General features: G+C 69.5%; 20 protein-coding genes. 4 read left to right on the forward strand and 16 right to left on the reverse strand.

Features of this window, described 5'->3' with window-relative positions:
- Positions 1-5 precede the first annotated feature (5 nt).
- From T9R20_RS11185 to infC, 8 genes are all read right to left on the reverse strand, one after another.
- Complete coding sequence (locus T9R20_RS11185; protein WP_322409385.1) at positions 6-926, reverse strand: ABC transporter permease subunit; 921 nt, start codon at positions 924-926, stop codon at positions 6-8.
- A complete protein-coding gene (locus T9R20_RS11190) occupies positions 923-1,561 on the reverse strand; it encodes an amino acid ABC transporter permease (protein ID WP_322409386.1) in 639 nt (212 codons plus the stop codon). Before T9R20_RS11190 ends, T9R20_RS11185 begins: the two co-directional genes overlap by 4 nt.
- A 78-nt stretch (positions 1,562-1,639) precedes the next feature.
- Complete coding sequence (locus T9R20_RS11195) at positions 1,640-2,512, reverse strand: glutamate ABC transporter substrate-binding protein (RefSeq protein ID WP_322409387.1); 873 nt, start codon at positions 2,510-2,512, stop codon at positions 1,640-1,642.
- A gap of 73 nt (positions 2,513-2,585) precedes the next feature.
- On the reverse strand, positions 2,586-3,380 hold the full coding sequence (locus tag T9R20_RS11200) for an amino acid ABC transporter ATP-binding protein (protein ID WP_322409388.1): 795 nt from the start codon (positions 3,378-3,380) through the stop codon (positions 2,586-2,588).
- Between the two features lie 109 nt (positions 3,381-3,489).
- Positions 3,490-4,299 (reverse strand): RNA methyltransferase, encoded by an 810-nt coding sequence (locus T9R20_RS11205; protein ID WP_322409389.1) that lies wholly within the window; start codon positions 4,297-4,299, stop codon positions 3,490-3,492.
- A gap of 81 nt (positions 4,300-4,380) precedes the next feature.
- Entirely contained in the window at positions 4,381-4,764 is a 384-nt protein-coding gene (rplT, locus tag T9R20_RS11210; protein ID WP_322409390.1) for a 50S ribosomal protein L20, read from the reverse strand.
- Positions 4,765-4,797: 33 nt separating this feature from the next.
- Positions 4,798-4,992 carry a 50S ribosomal protein L35 gene (gene rpmI, locus T9R20_RS11215; RefSeq protein ID WP_124292937.1) on the reverse strand — a complete coding sequence of 65 codons (195 nt, stop codon included), beginning with the start codon at positions 4,990-4,992 and terminating at the stop codon, positions 4,798-4,800.
- A gap of 89 nt (positions 4,993-5,081) precedes the next feature.
- Entirely contained in the window at positions 5,082-5,714 is a 633-nt protein-coding gene (gene infC, locus T9R20_RS11220) for a translation initiation factor IF-3 (RefSeq protein WP_322409391.1), read from the reverse strand.
- A 241-nt stretch (positions 5,715-5,955) separates the two neighbouring features.
- On the opposite strand from infC, the gene T9R20_RS11225 reads away from it, so the two are divergent.
- On the forward strand, positions 5,956-6,351 hold the full coding sequence (locus tag T9R20_RS11225; protein ID WP_322409392.1) for a DUF1844 domain-containing protein: 396 nt from the start codon (positions 5,956-5,958) through the stop codon (positions 6,349-6,351).
- A gap of 19 nt (positions 6,352-6,370) precedes the next feature.
- On the opposite strand, the gene T9R20_RS11230 is transcribed toward T9R20_RS11225, so the two are convergent.
- The 6 genes from T9R20_RS11230 to T9R20_RS11255 are packed head-to-tail and all read right to left on the reverse strand — an operon-like array spanning position 6,371 to position 10,666.
- Positions 6,371-7,159: an SseB family protein gene (locus tag T9R20_RS11230; protein ID WP_322409393.1), complete on the reverse strand. Its 789-nt coding sequence runs from the start codon at positions 7,157-7,159 to the stop codon at positions 6,371-6,373.
- On the reverse strand, positions 7,143-7,889 hold the full coding sequence (priA, locus tag T9R20_RS11235; protein WP_322409394.1) for a bifunctional 1-(5-phosphoribosyl)-5-((5-phosphoribosylamino)methylideneamino)imidazole-4-carboxamide isomerase/phosphoribosylanthranilate isomerase PriA: 747 nt from the start codon (positions 7,887-7,889) through the stop codon (positions 7,143-7,145). The genes T9R20_RS11230 and priA overlap by 17 nt, the downstream gene beginning before the upstream one ends.
- 52 nt (positions 7,890-7,941) lie before the next feature.
- Positions 7,942-8,592 carry an imidazole glycerol phosphate synthase subunit HisH gene (gene hisH, locus T9R20_RS11240; RefSeq protein ID WP_322409395.1) on the reverse strand — a complete coding sequence of 217 codons (651 nt, stop codon included), beginning with the start codon at positions 8,590-8,592 and terminating at the stop codon, positions 7,942-7,944.
- The gene (gene hisB, locus T9R20_RS11245; protein ID WP_322409396.1) at positions 8,589-9,197 is read right to left on the reverse strand and encodes an imidazoleglycerol-phosphate dehydratase HisB; all 609 of its coding nucleotides are present in this window, start codon (positions 9,195-9,197) and stop codon (positions 8,589-8,591) included. Before hisB ends, hisH begins: the two co-directional genes overlap by 4 nt.
- Positions 9,194-10,279 (reverse strand): histidinol-phosphate transaminase, encoded by a 1,086-nt coding sequence (locus tag T9R20_RS11250; protein ID WP_322409397.1) that lies wholly within the window; start codon positions 10,277-10,279, stop codon positions 9,194-9,196. The genes hisB and T9R20_RS11250 overlap by 4 nt, the downstream gene beginning before the upstream one ends.
- 39 nt (positions 10,280-10,318) lie before the next feature.
- Positions 10,319-10,666: a LysM peptidoglycan-binding domain-containing protein gene (locus tag T9R20_RS11255; RefSeq protein WP_322409398.1), complete on the reverse strand. Its 348-nt coding sequence runs from the start codon at positions 10,664-10,666 to the stop codon at positions 10,319-10,321.
- 289 nt (positions 10,667-10,955) lie between these two features.
- Here T9R20_RS11255 and lexA point away from each other — a divergent pair, with 289 nt between their 5' ends.
- Together lexA and T9R20_RS11265 are read left to right on the forward strand one after the other, a co-directional pair.
- A complete protein-coding gene (gene lexA, locus T9R20_RS11260; protein WP_322409399.1) occupies positions 10,956-11,630 on the forward strand; it encodes a transcriptional repressor LexA in 675 nt (224 codons plus the stop codon).
- Between the two features lie 96 nt (positions 11,631-11,726).
- Positions 11,727-13,724, forward strand: a complete 1,998-nt coding sequence (locus T9R20_RS11265; protein ID WP_322409400.1) for a prolyl oligopeptidase family serine peptidase — start codon at positions 11,727-11,729, stop codon at positions 13,722-13,724.
- Between the two features lie 12 nt (positions 13,725-13,736).
- Here T9R20_RS11265 and hflX read toward each other — a convergent pair whose 3' ends face one another.
- Positions 13,737-15,272 (reverse strand): GTPase HflX, encoded by a 1,536-nt coding sequence (gene hflX / locus T9R20_RS11270; protein ID WP_322409401.1) that lies wholly within the window; start codon positions 15,270-15,272, stop codon positions 13,737-13,739.
- Positions 15,273-15,394: 122 nt separating this feature from the next.
- Between hflX and T9R20_RS11275 the strand changes: the two genes are divergently transcribed.
- Complete coding sequence (locus T9R20_RS11275; RefSeq protein ID WP_322409402.1) at positions 15,395-16,036, forward strand: class I SAM-dependent methyltransferase; 642 nt, start codon at positions 15,395-15,397, stop codon at positions 16,034-16,036.
- Between the two features lie 26 nt (positions 16,037-16,062).
- On the opposite strand, the gene dapF is transcribed toward T9R20_RS11275, so the two are convergent.
- Positions 16,063-16,914 (reverse strand): diaminopimelate epimerase, encoded by an 852-nt coding sequence (gene dapF / locus T9R20_RS11280; protein ID WP_322409403.1) that lies wholly within the window; start codon positions 16,912-16,914, stop codon positions 16,063-16,065.
- Positions 16,915-16,924 lie beyond the last annotated feature (10 nt).

Genomic DNA, 16,924 nt, shown 5'->3' on the forward strand with positions numbered 1-16,924 from the left:
CGTCGTCAGTAGCCCGGAGCGTTCCCAGACTGACGAGCGGACGCACTCGCCTGCGCAACGAGGATCGCCTGATCGGGATCCACGTCAGACCCGCCGCGCTTCGCCTTGCGTCCTCCGCTGGCCGTCCGCCGGGAGAGCCACCGCGCGAACCAGGAGATCGAGAGGTTGATCGCGAGGTAGATGACGAGAGTCACGACGAAGAGCGACAGCAGATATCGGTTGCCATAGTACGAACCGAGGTTGTAGATCACCGTCCGAATCAGCTCGGGGTACGCCACGATGTAGCCGAGGGCGGTGTCCTTCAAGAGGACGACGAGCTGCGCCACGATGATGGGCAGCATCTGCCGGAAGGCCTGAGGGAACTCCACCAGCATCCGTGATTGCAGCGAGCGCATTCCGATGGCGAGGGCTGCCTCGCGCTGGCCCCGTGGGAGGGCAACCAGGCCGGCCCGAAGGGCTTCTCCGATCAGCGTTCCGTTATAGAGGACGAGCGCGATGACGACCGCCCAGAATGCACCGGTCGATGCCAGGAGGAGGATGAAGAGCATCATCAGCAGAACCGGCATTCCCCGGAGGAACTCCTGCAAGATCGCAACGGGCACGCGCACGATGGCATGATCCGAGCTGCGGAGAAGCGCGAAGATGACCCCGAGGATCAGCGCTCCGACGGCGGCGACGGCGGCGGCCTGCAGGGTGGCCAGCACACCACGACCTACCGAACCCCAGAACTCCGTGTAGGGAAGGAAATCCCACCGGGAGGGGTCCAGGAAGGAGGGCGTCTCCACACCACCCGACACACGAGGCGCCGCGAGGATGGTGTAGACCCAGACGCCGAGGGCGAGGATGCCCACGATCCCGATGATCGAGATGATCCGGGAGCGTCGCCGGGCCTTCGGGCCCGGGGCGTCGAAGAGGATGTTGCTCATCTGCGCACCACCAACCGTCGCTCGAGTTGAGACGCGAGGAATCCGAGGGGAATGGTGATCACGAGGTACAGCGCCGCGGCAGCGACGAGGATTGGAACGACGATGTTCCCGAAGGCATTGGTCAGTTCACGCGTTGCGGCGAAGATCTCCACGATGAAGAACCCGCCCGCCACGGACGTGTTCTTCGTCAGGGCGATGAACACGTTGATCAGTGGAGGGATCGTCATCCGGAAGGCCTGCGGCAGGATGACCAGGCTCACCGTCTGCCCGAAGCCGAGACCGATGCTGCGCGCCGCCTCGGCCTGCCCGACGGGCACGCCGTTGATGCCGGAACGAAGGGCCTCACTGACGAACGCCGACGTGTAGTACACCAGCGCCAGGATCGCGAGCAGGAAATAGGGGGCGCGGACACCCATCATGGGTAGGACCATCCCGAAGAACACGAACACCAGCGTCAGCGGCGTGTTCCGGGCGATCTCCGTCCAGGCGGCTGAGAAGCCGCGCAGCGAGGCGACCGGCGAGATGCGCATCGCGGCGAGGATCGTCCCGACGATGAGCGAGAGGACCCCGCTCAGTGCGAGAAGAGCCAGCGTGACACGGAATCCGTCCCAGAAGGTCGGGATGATGATGCTCAACGGATCTTCCAAAAGTCCTCCTCTCTTGTCCTCGGGACATGCCCCGGCCGCGCGTGCGGCCGGGGCATGCTCGTCCGATCAGTAGCGGTCGACGGCCGGCGGCTCGACGAACTCGAGGATCGTGCCCGCCGTGGCGTCCCACGCCGCCTCGTAGGTGCCGTCCTCGTAGGACTGCTCGAGCACGTCGTTGATCCAGTTGCGGAACTCGGTGTCCTCCAGCGCGAGCCCGATGCCGTAGGGCTCCTCGGTGAAGGGCTCCCCGACGACCTTGAACTCGCCCTCGTTCTGCGCCGCCAGGCCGGCAAGGATCACGTTGTCGGTCGAGACGGCGACGACCGCTCCGTTGCGCAGCGGCTCGAGGCAGTTGGAATAGGTGTCGGTGAGAAGGACCTCCGCACCCAGGGCCTCCAGATTCGCGGCCGGGGTCGAGCCGGTCACGGAGCACACGGGCTGACCCACGAGGTCTTCTTCGCTCTCGATGTCGGTGTTGTCTGCGAGCGTCAGGATCGACTGGCCCGCGGTGTAGTACGGACCCGCGAAGGAGATGACCTCCTTGCGCGTGTCATTGATCGTGTAGGTCGCGATGACGATGTCCACCTGATCGTTCTGGATGAACGGCTCACGGTTCGCCGACACCGTCTCGACCCACTCGATGTTCTCCTCGTCGATGCCGAGGTTGGCCGCGATGATCTTGCCGATCTCCACGTCGAACCCTTCCGGCGTGCCCGAAGGTCCTTGCAGCCCGAACAGTGGCTGATCGAACTTCGTGCCGATGCGAATGGTGCCAGCCTCGTTCAGTTCGGCCATCGTGGTGCCCGGTTCGAACGACGCCTCGGCCTCGGGGGTGACCTCCGGTGCCTCCGAGTCGGTCGGGCTGCCGGACTGGCAGGACGTGAGGGCCAGCAGACCCGCGGCCGCAACGGCGATCAGGGACAGTCGTGTGCGCTTCATCTCGGTTTCATTCCTTTGCTGTGCCGGACCGTTGTGCGGTCCCTCGGTTCGCGGCCGCGGCGGGCCGCCGGGATCAGTGCTCCAGGATCTTCGAAAGGAAGTCCTTCGCCCTGTCGCTCGTCGGGTTCGTGAAGAAGCGTTCGGGTGGCGCTTCCTCGACGATCGCTCCGTCTGCCATGAAGAGCACACGATCTGCGGCCTTGCGCGCGAACCCCATCTCGTGGGTCACGACGATCATCGTCATGCCGTCGCCGGCAAGTCCGACCATCACGTCGAGCACCTCGTTGATCATCTCGGGGTCGAGTGCGCTCGTGGGCTCGTCCATCAGGATGAGCTTCGGATTCATCGCCAGCGAGCGGGCGATGGCCACGCGCTGCTGCTGGCCGCCGGAGAGCTGGTTCGGCATCTTCTCGGCCTGGTTGGCCACGCCGACACGCTCGAGGAGCTGCATCGCGCGTTCGTCGGCGTCCTTGCGCTTCATCCCCCGCACTCTCATCGGGCCGAGGGTCACGTTCTCGAGCACCGTCTTGTGCGCGAAGAGGTTGAACGACTGGAAGACCATGCCGACGTCCGCGCGGAGGCGTGCGAGTTCCTTGCCCTCTTCGGGAAGCGGCTCGCCGTCGATGACGATACGTCCGGAATCGATGGTCTCCAGACGATTGATCGCGCGGCACAGGGTGGACTTCCCCGACCCCGACGGTCCGATCACGACGACGACCTCGCCGCGGTTCACGACGGTGTCGATGTCCTTCAGCACGTGCAGGTCGCCGAAATGCTTGTCGACGTGTTCGATCACCACGAGGGGCTCGCCGCGACGAACCGCGATATTGGACGTCCGCGGCGCCGCCGTTGGTGCATCAGATGCCATGCCTGCCACCCTAGGCCGACCTCGTCGCCGAGACCGGTCAGGTGAGCAGACCTTAACCGAGTTGTAACAGCCCCTGTCGCGGATCGCGCGTCCCGGCGGGCGGCCGATCTCAGCCTCGAGCCATCACCGCGCGCTGGGCGAAGGCGGTCTCGTACAGGCACACGCTCGCCGCCGTCGCGAGGTTCAGCGACTCCGCGGCCCCGTAGATGGGCAGGCGCAGCGACAGGTCCGCCATCGCCAGCGCTTCGGATTCGAGCCCTCGCGCCTCATTGCCGAAGAGCCATGCCGTGGGCTCCGCCAGCGACGCGCGATGGGCGAGGAAATCCTCCCCCCCGACATCGGCCGCGACGACGCGGACACCGGCGGCACGGGCGCGTTCGACGGCCGTGGCGAGATCGACGCCGACGGCGACCGGGAGGTGGAACAGCGAACCCGTACTCGCCCTCACCACCTTGGGGTTGTACGGGTCGACCGTACGACCGGTGAGGATGACCGCGTCCGCACCGACCGCATCGGCGGCGCGGATGATCGTTCCGAGGTTGCCGGGATCGCGCACCTCCTCGCAGATGGCGACGAGGCGCGGCCCGGCGGCGAAGACATCGCGCACCGAGGTGGGGGTCTGGCGCGCGACGGCGACGATCCCCTGCGGGGTGACCGTGTCGGCCATCGCGTCGAGGACGGCCTCCGTGGCGAAGGTCACCTCGACATCGGCGACGCTCGCGGCATCCCGGATGTCAGCGTGCTTCTCCAGCGCCGACGGGGTGGCGTAGAGATCGACGACCGTGTCCGGCCGGTAGGAGAGCACCTCGCGCGCCGCCTGCGGACCCTCCAGCAGGAAGAGACCGGTCTCCTGACGGGCGCTGCGCTTGGTGAGCTTGGCCACGGCACGCACGCGCGGCGACCGCGGATTCTCCAGCACAGGCCCAGCATACGGGCGCGGGGGGCATGCGAAAGGGCACCCCTCCGCGCGGAGGGGTGCCCTTTCGACGGATGCCGGGACTCAGGCGCTCTTGGGAGCGTTGACGTTCTCGGGCAGGGCCTTCTTGGCCGTCTCGACGAGCGAGGCGAACACGGCGGGCTCGTTGACCGCGAGCTCGGCGAGCATGCGGCGGTCGACCTGGACGCCGGCGAGACCGAGGCCCTGGATGAACCGGTTGTACGTGATCCCGTTCTGACGGGCAGCGGCGTTGATGCGCTGGATCCACAGACGACGGAAGTCGCCCTTGCGCTTACGACGGTCGCGGTAGGCGTAGACGAGCGAGTGGGTGACCTGCTCCTTCGCCTTGCGGTAGAGCCGCGAACGCTGCCCGCGGTAGCCGGACGCGCGCTCGAGGATGACGCGACGCTTCTTCTGGGCGTTGACAGCCCGCTTTACTCTGGCCATTTCGTTTCGTTCCTAACCTTCGAGTCCGGGTGCTCAGCGACCGAGCAGCTTCTTGGCGACCTTGGCGTCACCCGGGGCGAGGACCTGGTCCTGCGACAGGCGACGGGTGCGCTTGGTGGGCTTGCCCTCGAAGTTGTGGCGCAGGTTCGCCTGCTGCTTCATGAGCTTGCCGGTGCCGGTGATCTTGAAGCGCTTCTTGGCACCCGAGTGGGTCTTCTGCTTCGGCATCTTCTCGTTCCTTCTGATCTCGCCCGGAGGCGGGGTGGGGTCCCGCCGGAGCGGGAGTCTGATCCCGCACGGCGTGCGGGAAGTCGGGTCTATTCGGCCGGCGCCTCGGCGTCGCTGCGCGGTGCGCGCGCGGCTTCCTTGTTGGCGGCGCGCTGCGCGTTCTGCTCGGCCTTGGCCTCGGACTTGTTCTTGTGCGGTGCGACCACCATGGTCATGTTGCGGCCGTCGATCGTGGGGTTGGATTCCACGGTGCCGAACTCGGCGACATCCTCGGCGAACTTGCGCAGAAGCCGCACGCCCTGCTCGGGACGGGACTGCTCCCGACCGCGGAAGAGGATCATGGCCTTCACCTTGTCGCCCGCCTTGAGGAAGCCTTCGGCGCGCTTGAGCTTGGTCTGATAATCGTGGGCCTCGATCTTCAGGCGGAACCGAACCTCTTTGAGGATCGTGTTGGCCTGGTTGCGGCGGGCCTCCTTGGCCTTCTGCGCGTTCTCGTACTTGAACTTCCCGTAGTCCATGATCTTGACGACGGGAGGCTTCGAGTTGGGCGCGACCTCGACCAGATCGAGATCGGCCTCCTGAGCCAGACGCTGCGCAACCTCGATGCGGACGACGCCGACCTGTTCGCCGTTGGGGCCGACGAGTCGGACCTCGGGAACGCGGATGCGCTCATTGGTGCGGGGATCGCTGATGCGGAACTCCTCTTCGGTGGCGGTTGGCATCCCGCGACGCGGTGCGACGCGGGGCGATCGAAGAACCACCCACCGGCGACGGCGCGCGAGCGCCGACTTTCCGCACCCGATCCGTTTCCGGCTACCCCGACCGCAACGCGGACGGGGCGGAGTGCTCGACCCGGTAGCCTGGAGCGGCAAGCGCGGGTGGGATGTGATCCTCTTTCGATTCGGAGCAGAACGCTCCGAGCCCGCCACAGTCTAGCAGAGAGTGCGAGCGCCCAGCATCGACATGGACACCCGAAACGATTCCGCGCCCGCGGACGATTCCCGACCCGCCCAGTGGGAGGAACAGGATGCCGCGGCATCCGCTGCCACCCGAGACATCGCCGATGTGCCGGCGGTCGAGGTCATCACCACCACGGCGGTGCATCTGATGAGCGCGGCGGCGGTCAAGGTCGGCCTCGCCGACGACCCCGGCTCGCAGCTCGACCTCGACGAGGCCCGCAAGCTCATCAACGCCCTGGCCGGACTCATCACCGCCGGAGCGCCCGAGATCAGCGACATGCACGCCCGATCGCTGCGCGACGGTCTGCGCTCGCTGCAGCTGGCCTTCCGCGAGGCATCCGTCATCCCCGACCCCATCGGCAAGGGCCCCGGCGAGAAGTACACCGGCCCCGTCACCTGATCCGGTACGGGGTCGCAGCTCAGGCGCCTTGCCGGAGCTTCACCGTCAGCGAGTCGACGAGGACGGCGATGCGGTCGTCGGCGGCCCACCGCTTGGCGAGACGGGCGAGGACGGCGTCGAGCTCGCTGCGATCCAGGCCCTGCACGAGCTGGAGCTCGACGACGAGTTCGGGCCCGCGCAGCCGGGCCGTCGGGTCACCGGGTGCCAGCGCGAAGTCGATCACGGCCAGTTCTGTTCCCACGCTCTCTCGGAACCCGGCGAACACCTCGGGCGAGGTGTGGCTGGGTTCCCACGCCAGGCCCTGCGCAATCGCCCACACCGCGGGCCTGCGCAGAACGAACTCCGTCGGAGACCCGGGGTCGATCACGATCAGCTCGGTGTCCTCGGCGGCGACGGCGAGAGCCGTGCGCACCCCCTCCGCGGGCACGGGGCGGGCGCCGGCGTCCCACCTCTGCATGGCATCCACGGACGTGAAGACCGGCAGCACGCGGCGACCGTCGGGCGCCGCCACCGACACGATCGACAGCTCTTGGGTCTTGTCCACGGCGAGGCCGTGGACGCCGACGCCCTGGTCGCCCTTCTCCGCGACGAGGGGGATGAGGAGCCGAGCGGTCCGGTAGGCGTCGACGACCGCCCTCTCATCGCCCTCGCCGCGCCCGAAGGCCTCGAGGGCGGCGAGCAGCCGAGGATCGGCGCTGCCGTCGTCGCCGGCGTGCGGGTTGGGTTGGAAGGCCCGCCCTTCCCAGGGCACCCCGGCCGAGTCCGCGTGGGCGGCGTGCTCGTGCGCCGGGTCAGTGTCCGGCGACATCCAGTGCCTCACGCAGGGTGAAGGCCCCGGCGTACAGCGCCTTGCCGACGATCGCGCCCTCGACGCCGAGGGGGACGAGCTCCCGGAGCGCGGCGATGTCGTCGAGGCTCGACACTCCCCCTGATGCCACGACCGGCTTGGGGGTGCGCGAGGTCATCTCGCGCAGGAGTTCGAGGTTCGGACCGCGCAGCGTTCCGTCCTTGGTGACGTCCGTGACGACGTAGCGGCTGCAGCCGGCGCGCTCCAGACGCGTCAGCACCGTCCACAGGTCGCCGCCGTCGCGGGTCCACCCACGAGCGGCGAGGGTGGTGCCGCGGACGTCCAGGCCGACGGCGACGAGATCGCCGTATCGTCCGATGACATCGGCCGCCCACTCGGGGTTCTCCAGCGCCGCCGTGCCGAGGTTCACCCGGGCGGCGCCGGATTCGAGGGCCGACTCGAGCGACGCGTCGTCGCGGATCCCGCCGGAGACCTCCACCTGGACCCCGCGGACCTGCTTGATGACCTTTCGCAGCACGCCGGCGTTGCTCCCGCGCCCGAACGCGGCATCGAGATCGACGAGGTGGATCCACTGCGCACCCTGTCGGGCCCAGTCCAGCGCAGCGTCGACCGGGTCGCCGTAACTGGTCTCGCTGCCCGCCTCACCCTGGGTCAGTCGGACCGCCTTACCGCTCGCCACATCGACGGCGGGGAGAAGGGTCAAAGCGGGCGTGGACGCGAAATCGTTCATGGCTCCCTGAGGGGTCGTGGGGCGCGGAGGGTCGCCGCGCGAAGGCACGGTTTCAGAGGGTAGCCCTGCGAAGGCCCGTGATCCAATTGGACAGCAGGCGGATGCCGGCGGCTCCCGACTTCTCGGGGTGGAACTGCGTGGCCGACAGAGGCCCGTTTTCGACGGCCGCGAGGAACGGCTCGCCATACGTCGTCCATGTCAGTGCCGGCTTCGGGAAGGGGTCGTGGACCTCGAGCTCCCAGGCCTTGGCGGCGAACGAGTGGACGAAGTAGAAGCGTTCATCGGCGAGCCCGGCGAACAGCCGGCTCTGCGGATCGGGGGTGACGGTGTTCCATCCGATGTGCGGGAGGACGGGCGCGTCGAGCAGGGTCACCTCGCCGGGCCACTCCCCCAGCCCGGCGGTGTCGACGCCGCGTTCGCGGCCCCACTCGAAGAGGACCTGCATGCCCACGCAGATGCCGAGGACGGGGAGTCCGCCGGCCAGCCGACGCTCGATGAGTTCGTCGCCGCGGCGGGCGCGCAGCGCCTCCATCACGGCGCGGTAAGCGCCCACGCCCGGCACGACCAACCCGTCGGCGTCGCGCACCAACCCCGGATCGGCGGTCAGGCGCGCGTCGGCACCGGCTTCGACGAGCGCCTTCACCGCACTGTGGACGTTGCCCGATCCGTAGTCGAGGACGGCGACGAGCGGTCGATCGCTCACAGAGCGCCCTTGGTGCTCGGGATTCCCTCGACCAGCGCGTCCCATGCCTTGGCGGCCCGGAACGCCCGTGCGAACGCCTTGTACTCCGCCTCGGCGATGTGGTGCGGATCGCGACCGCTCAGCACCTCGACGTGGAGGGTGAGCCCGCCGTGGACGGCGAGGGCCTCGAAGGTGTGGCGGACGAGGGAACCGGTGAAGTGCCCGCCGATCAGGTGGAGCTCGAATCCCGCCGGCTCACCCCCGTGGACGAGGTACGGCCTGCCGCTGATGTCGACGACCGCGCGGGCGAGAGCCTCGTCCAACGGCACGAGCGCGTCGCCGTAGCGCGAGATCCCGGCTTTGTCGCCGAGGGCCTGTCGGATCGCCTGGCCCAGGACGATCGCCGTGTCCTCCACCGTGTGGTGCGCGTCGATGTCGGTGTCGCCATGGGCTCGGACCGTGAGATCGGTCAGCGAGTGCTTGGCGAAGGCGGTGAGCATGTGATCGAAGAAGGGGACCGTGGTCTGGACGCTGCTGCGACCGGTGCCGTCGAGGTCCAGCTCGAGCTCGACGGTCGACTCGCTGGTCGCACGGCGAAGCGACGCGGTACGCGCAGGACGGGTCATGCGCCCGAGTCTATCGACGCCAGGGCGTCCAAGAAGGCGGTGGTCTCCTGCTCGGTGCCGGCTGTCACGCGGAGGTGATGAGGGATCCCGACATCCCGGATGAGCACGCCGCGGTCATACAGCGCCTGCCAGGTCCTGGCGGGGTCGGGCACATCACCGAACAGGACGAAATTCGTCCACGACGCGTAGGGCTGGTAGCCGAGCGCCGACACCGTCGCCGAGATGCGATCGCGCTGCGCGACGATGTCGTCCACCATGCGCAGCATCGTCGGCGCATGCTGCAGGGCGGCGGTGGCCGCCGCCTGGGTCAGCGCACTCAGGTGGTAGGGCAGGCGAACCAGGCGCAGAGCGTCGATGACGGCGGGGTCGGCGGCGAGGTAGCCCACCCGAGCCCCGGCGAAGGCGAAGGCCTTGCTCATGGTCCGCGAGACCACCAGTCGCGGTCGATCGGGCAGGAGAGTCACCGCCGACGGCGCCTCGTGGGGAGCGAACTCCACGTACGCCTCGTCGACGATCACGATGCCCCGCGTCGCCGCATAGACGGCCTCGATGACATCGAGCGGCAGGGGTGTACCGGTCGGGTTGTTCGGCGCGCAGAGGAATACGACATCGGGCTCGGCCTCTGCCACCTGCGCGGCGGCGCTCTCGGCCGAGACGGTGAAGTCGTGGGCTCGCGTCCCGGCCCGCCACTCGGCCCCGGTCCCCCGGGTCAGGAGGGGGTACATCGAGTACGTCGGCGCGAACCCGAACGCGCTGCGGCCCGGGCCGGCGAAGGCCTGCAGCAGGTGCTGAAGCACTTCGTTCGAACCGTTGGCAGCCCAGACCTGCTCCCGCACCAGACCGTGACCCAGGTAGTCCGCCAGGTGCTCACGCAGATCCGTGAACTCCCGATCGGGGTACCGGTTCACCTCGCGCAGGGCGATGGCCACGGCGTCGAGGATGTCGTCGGCGACCTCGGGCGGAACCGGGTGGGTGTTCTCGTTGACGTTCAGCGCCACCGGCAGCGGAGCCTGCGGCGCCCCGTAAGGGACCTGTCCCCTCAGATCGTCGCGGATGGGGAGGTCATCGAGTGTTGCACTCATCCTTCCCATCGTACGGCGCCGACACGACCGGCCCCGGGCTCAGTCGGAGTACTCGGCGGGGATCGCCAGCTCCTGCCCCGCGGCGACGACGCCCGCGTCGAGGCCGTTGAGGCGGCTGAAGGCGGCGACCACATCGCGCGGATCGGCCGAGGGCGCCACCCGCTCGGCGATCGCCCAGAGCGAATCGCCGGACTGCACGGTGACGGTGTCGAACGACGCCGCCGGCCCGCCGTCGGCCCGGGTGGCCAGCGCGGACCCGCCGCTGATCATCGCCGCGCTCAGCGCGACGACCGCGGGAAGCGCAGCGAGCGAGGCCAGGACACGGCGTCCACGCGTGGTCAGCCGCAGGCGGGTCGTCGTGCCGGTGGAGATCGTGATCGCGCTCATGGTGTACTCCCGTTCCCGGCCGAGCCGGTGTCGTTTCGGGTCTGAGGTTCGCATCCGCCTGTCGGCCGGGACCGGCGGATGCGAACCTCTCTTCCGAATCTATCTTCGATGTGAGATGCTGTCAAGCGGGTCGGAATCCGTCGAACGATCGAACGCGACACGCGAGCGAGGTCCGGTGGACACCCGTCGGAACCGGATACGGTTTCGACGAGGACACCTCACCACCGACCTCCGACATTCGAAGACGCCGCGGAGGTCCGGTGAGGATTCCGGGGAGACAGGAGCAGAGATGAGCGAGCAGACCACCAAGCCGCAGACACGCCGGCGCAAGAGCCTGAGCGACAAGCAGATGGCCATCCTCGAGGTGATCCAGCGCTCGATCGCCCGCCACGGGTACCCGCCGAGCATGCGCGAGATCGGCGACGCGGTCGGCCTCAAATCCCTGTCCAGCGTCACCCACCAGCTGAACCAGCTCGAGCTGAGCGGATACCTCCGCCGCGACCCGGGCAAGACCCGGGCCATGGAGGTGCTGATCGATCTGCCCGGAACGGCCGCCGAGAACCCCGCCGACCGCACTCCCGCCGTGGGTGACGCTGCACTCGTGCCGCTCGTCGGACGGATTGCGGCAGGCGTCCCGATCACGGCCGACCAGCACGTCGAGGAGGTCTTCCCCCTCCCCCGCCAGCTTGTCGGCAAGGGCGAACTGTTCATGCTCAAGGTCACCGGCGACTCGATGATCGACGCCGCCATCTGCGACGGCGACTGGGTCGTCGTCCGCGCCCAGGGGACCGCCGAGAACGGCGAGATCGTCGCAGCCATGCTCGACGGCGAGGCGACCGTCAAGACCTTCCGGCAGCGCGACGGCCACACCTGGCTGCTCCCCCGCAACACCGCCTTCGAGCCCATCCTCGGCGACGAGGCGACGATCCTCGGGAAGGTCGTCGCGATCCTCCGCGCCGTCTGACGTCGCCTTCGGCCTCCTTCGTCGCGGGGGGCACGCGCGGCGCAGCGTCGGAGACTGGGCGAAGCGTAGGAAGCTCCCCGGCGTAGCGTAGGGAGCATGGTCGAGCCCTCCCCTCGCGAATCCACGCACGCGCCGCGCACCGCGTTGCCGTTCGGCACCTGGCCGTCGGCGATCACCGCGGAGGCGGTGGCAGCCGCGTCGCCTCGCCTGGACGGTGCTCGCTTCGTCGGCGACGAGATCTGGTGGGCCGAGACCGTCCCCGAAGAGCGGGGGCGCACGGCCGTCCGCCGACTGATCGGCTCCCCGGGGTCCGCCGAGGCTGTCCGCACCGTCCTCCCCGCCCCGTGGAACGCGCGATCGCGCGTTCACGAGTACGGCGGCGGCGCGTGGGATGCGACCCCCGAGGGTGCCCTGGTGTTCGTGGAGAGATCGGACCAGCGGGTCTGGCTGCTCACCCCCGGATCCGAGCCCGTCCCGTTGACGCCCTCCGTCGCCGGTCAGTCGCTCGGCGGCCTTCGCGTGTCCCGGGGGCGGCTGCTCGCCGTCCGCGAGATCTCGGGCGAGGTCACCCTCCACGACATCGTGGAGATCCCCCTCGACGGGTCGGCGGCCGACGACGCGGGGCGCATCGTCTCGCTGACGGCGGGGAGCGACTTCGTCGCCCAGCCGGCGCTCTCGCCCGACGGGTCGACCCTGGCCTGGCTCGCCTGGGATCATCCGCACATGCCGTGGGACCGCGCCGAGGTGCGGGTGCGCCGGCTCGCGGACGACCAGGCCGCGGGACGCCGCGTGGCCGGCGGCGCGTCCGCCGCCCTGCAGCCGGAGTGGACGGCCGACGGCGCCCTGCTCGTGTGCGACGACGTCACGGGGTTCTGGAACATCCACCGCGTGTCGGCGTCCGGCGACCGATCCGAGGCGGTCGCCCCGGACGATCGCGACACGGGCGGTCCGCTCTGGGTGCTCGGGTCGCGATGGTTCGCGCCGCTCGTCGACGGAGGCGTCGCCGCCGTCCGCACCCGCGGTCGGGACGAGCTCGTCCACATCTCGTCGGACGGCGAGGTGACCGCGGTCGCGGTCCCCGCCGTCGGGAACGTCCTGGTCGAGGACGCCCGAGGTACGGAGGTCCTCGTCTCGGGCAGCCCAGAGGATGCCCCGGCGGGACTGTGGCACGTCGACCTCAGCGATCCGACCCACCCCGGCATCCGTCTCCTTACCGGCGGACGGTGGGAGGACGGCGAGTTCTCGTCGTGGGTTCCCCGCCCCCGGCGCTTCAGCGTGGAGGGGCGTCACGGTACCGTCCACGCCGTGGACTTCCCCCCGACGCACCCGCATGTGGCGGGACCGGTCACCGCCCTTCCTCCCTACGTCGTGCTCGTCCACGGCGGTCCGACCGCCCACGCGCCCGGAGTCGTCAGCCCGAAGACCCTGTTCCTGACCTCTCGGGGAATCGGCGTGGTCGAGGTCAACTACGGGGGTTCGAGCGGTTTCGGACGCGACTACCGCGAGAGGCTTCGCGGCCGGTGGGGCGTCGTCGATGTCGACGACGTCGTCGATATCGCCGAAGCTCTCGCCGCCGACGGCGTCGCCGACCCGGCGCACATCGCGATCGCCGGCGGATCTGCGGGTGGCTGGACCGTGCTCGGGGCGCTCGTCGCCTCGGACGTCTTCGGCGCCGGGATCTCGCGGTACGGCGTGGCGGATGCCCGGCTGCTCGCCGCCGAGACGCACGACTTCGAAGCGCGCTACCTCGACGGCCTCATCGGGCCGCTGCCCGACAGCGAGGCGGTCTACCTCGAGCGCTCACCGCTGACCCATGCCGACCGGATCACAGCCCCGGTTCTCCTGCTGCAAGGAGACGAGGACGCGGTCGTCCCGCCCTCTCAGTCGGAGGCCATCCGCGACGCGCTGCGCGCGGGCGGTGTCCCCCACGCCTACGTCCTGTACCCCGGCGAGGGCCACGGGTTCCGCCGGAGCGAGACCGTCGTCGACATGGTGCAGAAAGAGCTCGCATTCCTGGGAGCCGCCTTCGGGTTCGCCCCGGCCGACGTGCCACCCCTCGACCTGGGATCGACCGGCCCCGTCGATCGATCCTGATCGAGGGAGTCGTCACACCCGGTACGGCGCCAGCTCGGCGGCCAGTCGCTCGCCGACGTGGGCGTGCAGGTAGGTACCTTCGGCGCGGTGCTCTTCGGTGAGGATCAAACCGGAGTCGTGCGCCGCCGACACGAGGTCGCCGCGGTCGTAGGGGACGACCGCCGTCACCTCGACGGCCGGCAGCGGGAGGGCATCCTCGATCGCCGCGCGCAGCTCGTCGATCCCCTCACCGGTGCGTGAGGAGACGAAATGAGCGTTCGGCGCGAGGCCGCGGAGCACCAGCCGGGTGTCGTCGTCGACGAGGTCGGCCTTGTTGAACACGACGATCTCGCGGGTGTCTCGCGCACCCACGTCGCCGATGACGTCGCGCACCGTCTGCAGCTGCGCACCCGGGTCGGGGTGAGCGCCGTCGACGACGTGCACGATCACATCGGCGCCGCCGACCTCCTCCAGCGTCGAGCGGAAGGCCTCGACCAGCTGGTGCGGAAGGTTCCGCACGAATCCGACGGTGTCGGAGAGGGTGAAGACCCGGCCGTCGGATGTCTCGGAGCGGCGCACCGTGGCATCCAGCGTCGCGAACAGCGCGTTCTCGACCAGCACGCCCGCACGCGTCAGCCGGTTGAGCAGGCTCGATTTGCCGGCGTTGGTGTATCCCGCGATCGCCACGGACGGGATCGTGTTCCGCTTGCGCTCGGCGCGCTTGGCGTCGCGCGCGGGGGCGAACTGCCGGATCTGGCGCCGAAGGTGCGCCATCCTCGTGCGGATGCGCCGCCGATCGAGCTCGATCTTGGTCTCACCCGGACCACGGGATCCCATTCCGGCGCCGGCGGCGCCCACCTGGCCACCCGCCTGTCGGCTCATAGATTCACCCCAGCCGCGCAGTCGCGGGAGCAGGTACTCCAGCTGGGCCAGCTCGACCTGCGCCTTGCCCTCGCGGCTCTTGGCGTGCTGACTGAAGATGTCGAGGATGACAGCGGTGCGGTCGATGACCTTCACCTTCACCACATCCTCGAGCGCGCGCCGCTGGCTCGGTGCCAGCTCGGTGTCGGCCACGACGGTGTCGGCACCGGCCGCGGCGACGATGTCGCGCAGCTCCTCGGCCTTGCCGCGCCCGACGTAGGTCGCCGGATCGGGGTTCGGACGACGCTGGAGCACCCCGTCGAGCACCACCGCGCCGGCCGTCTCGGCAAGAGCAGCGAGCTCACGGAGCGAATTCTCGGCTTCCTCCTGCTCTCCCTGGGGGTGCACCCCCACCAGCACGACGTTCTCGAGACGCAACTGCCGGTACTCGACCTCGGTGACATCCTCGAGCTCGGTGGAGAGCCCGGGCACGCGACGCAGAGCGGCACGCTCCTCGCGATCCCACTGGTCGCCGTCGGAGTCGCCCGAGATAACCGTGGCGGCATCCTGGAGGGCCTGGGCGGGAGCGAGGGCTCGCGACCCGGTGTCGGGGAAGGTGGTGGTCCGGGCGCCGTTGCGCGCCGCAGCGCGTGCGAGCACGCGGTCGACCGGGTCGACAGCGGCGTCGGTCGGGGTCTGTTCTGTCATGGGGTCCTTCCGGATGGTCCGCGAATGTGATGCAGGCGTCGGGCGGGACATCCGTCTGCGGAAAGGGATTCGTCGACTCTAGCCTCCCGCGCCGGAGACCACCTCCGCTACGCTCGACAGCCATGGGGAGCGACCACTATTTCAGCGCGTCGCCCGCCAGCCCCGAGAATCTGCGTCGGATACGCGTCGTGCTCGCGGGCCAGGAGGTGGAGGTCACCACCGCGGGTGGGGTGTTCAGCCCCGATCGGTTGGATGGGGGGACCGCGGTCCTCTTGGCCAACACGCCGCCTTCCCCGCCGGGCGGCAATCTGCTCGATCTCGGGTGCGGGTGGGGGCCGATCGCGTTGTCTCTCGCGATGACCTCGCCGCATGCGACCGTCTGGGCGGTCGACGTCAACGAACGGGCCCTGGATCTGGTGCGTCGGAACGCTCAGTCCCTCGGCCTCGAGAATGTCAACGCCGTGACGCCTGATGATGTTCCCGCGGACATCGGCTTCCGCACCATCCGGTCGAATCCGCCGATCCGCGTCGGGAAATCCGAGCTCCACGGTCTGCTGGAGCGGTGGATCCCCCGGCTGGACGAGCGCTCCGACGCCTGGCTGGTCGTCCAGCGCAACCTCGGATCGGATTCGCTGCAGCGATGGCTCGCCGCGACGCTGGACCCGGGGTTCTCGGTGCACCGTGCCGCCACCGGCCGCGGCTTCCGGGTCATCCGGGTGCGCCGCCACGGCACGCCGCCGACCGGGCCGATCGCCCTCCCCTGAGCACGGAGCGCCCTTTCCGACCCCGGTCAGGCGAGCGTGATCTCGCCGGTGAAGACCAGGGCGGCGGGACCCGAGAGCAGGACGCGTCCTTCGACCATCCGCACCGAGAGGGTGCCACCGGGCACCTGGACACTCCAGTGATCGGGTGCGCCGCGACCCGCCCAGTGGCGTACCGCGAGAGCGGCCGCGACGACCCCTGTGCCGCAACTCAGGGTCTCGCCCACTCCCCGTTCGAAGACCCGCATCCGGATCATCCCGACACCGTTGCGCACCAGCGGGTCCGCGGGAACGACGAATTCGATGTTCGCGCCCGCAGGCGGGTCGGGGTGGAGCATCGGGCGCGTGGCGAGGTCGAGCCGCTCCAGCTCGGCCTCGGACTGCAGCGCCACCACGACGTGCGGATTGCCGACGTCGATGCCGAGACCCGGGCGCGGGATGTCGAGTCCCCGCGCCCGGACGAGGGTCTCCTCGGTCTCCACCGCCCATCCGCCCAGGTCGACCTCGTACCCGAGGTCGCTGCGGGTCAGTGTCTTCGTCCCCGCTCGGGTGCCGATGGCCACGGGGTGGTCGAAACGAGCGAGGCCCGCGTCCTCGAGGTAGCGGGCGAACACCCGGATGCCGTTTCCGCACATCTCGGCCGCCGAGCCGTCGGCGTTCCGGTAATCCATGAACCACTCGGCGTCCGAGGTCGCAGCTCCTTCGGGGAGGGATGCGCTCCGCACGACCCGCAGGATGCCGTCGGCGCCGATGCCGAACCGGCGGTCGCACAGGACTGCGACCTGGTCATCCGAGAGCTCGAGCCGACCCTCGGGATCTTCGACGATGACGAAGTCGTTCCCCGTGCCGTGACCTTTCGTGAACGACACCGCGTGAGGCATGGTTCCAGCC

Source organism: Microbacterium invictum (genome assembly GCF_034421375.1).
Taxonomy (GTDB): Bacteria; Actinomycetota; Actinomycetes; order Actinomycetales; family Microbacteriaceae; genus Microbacterium; species Microbacterium invictum_A.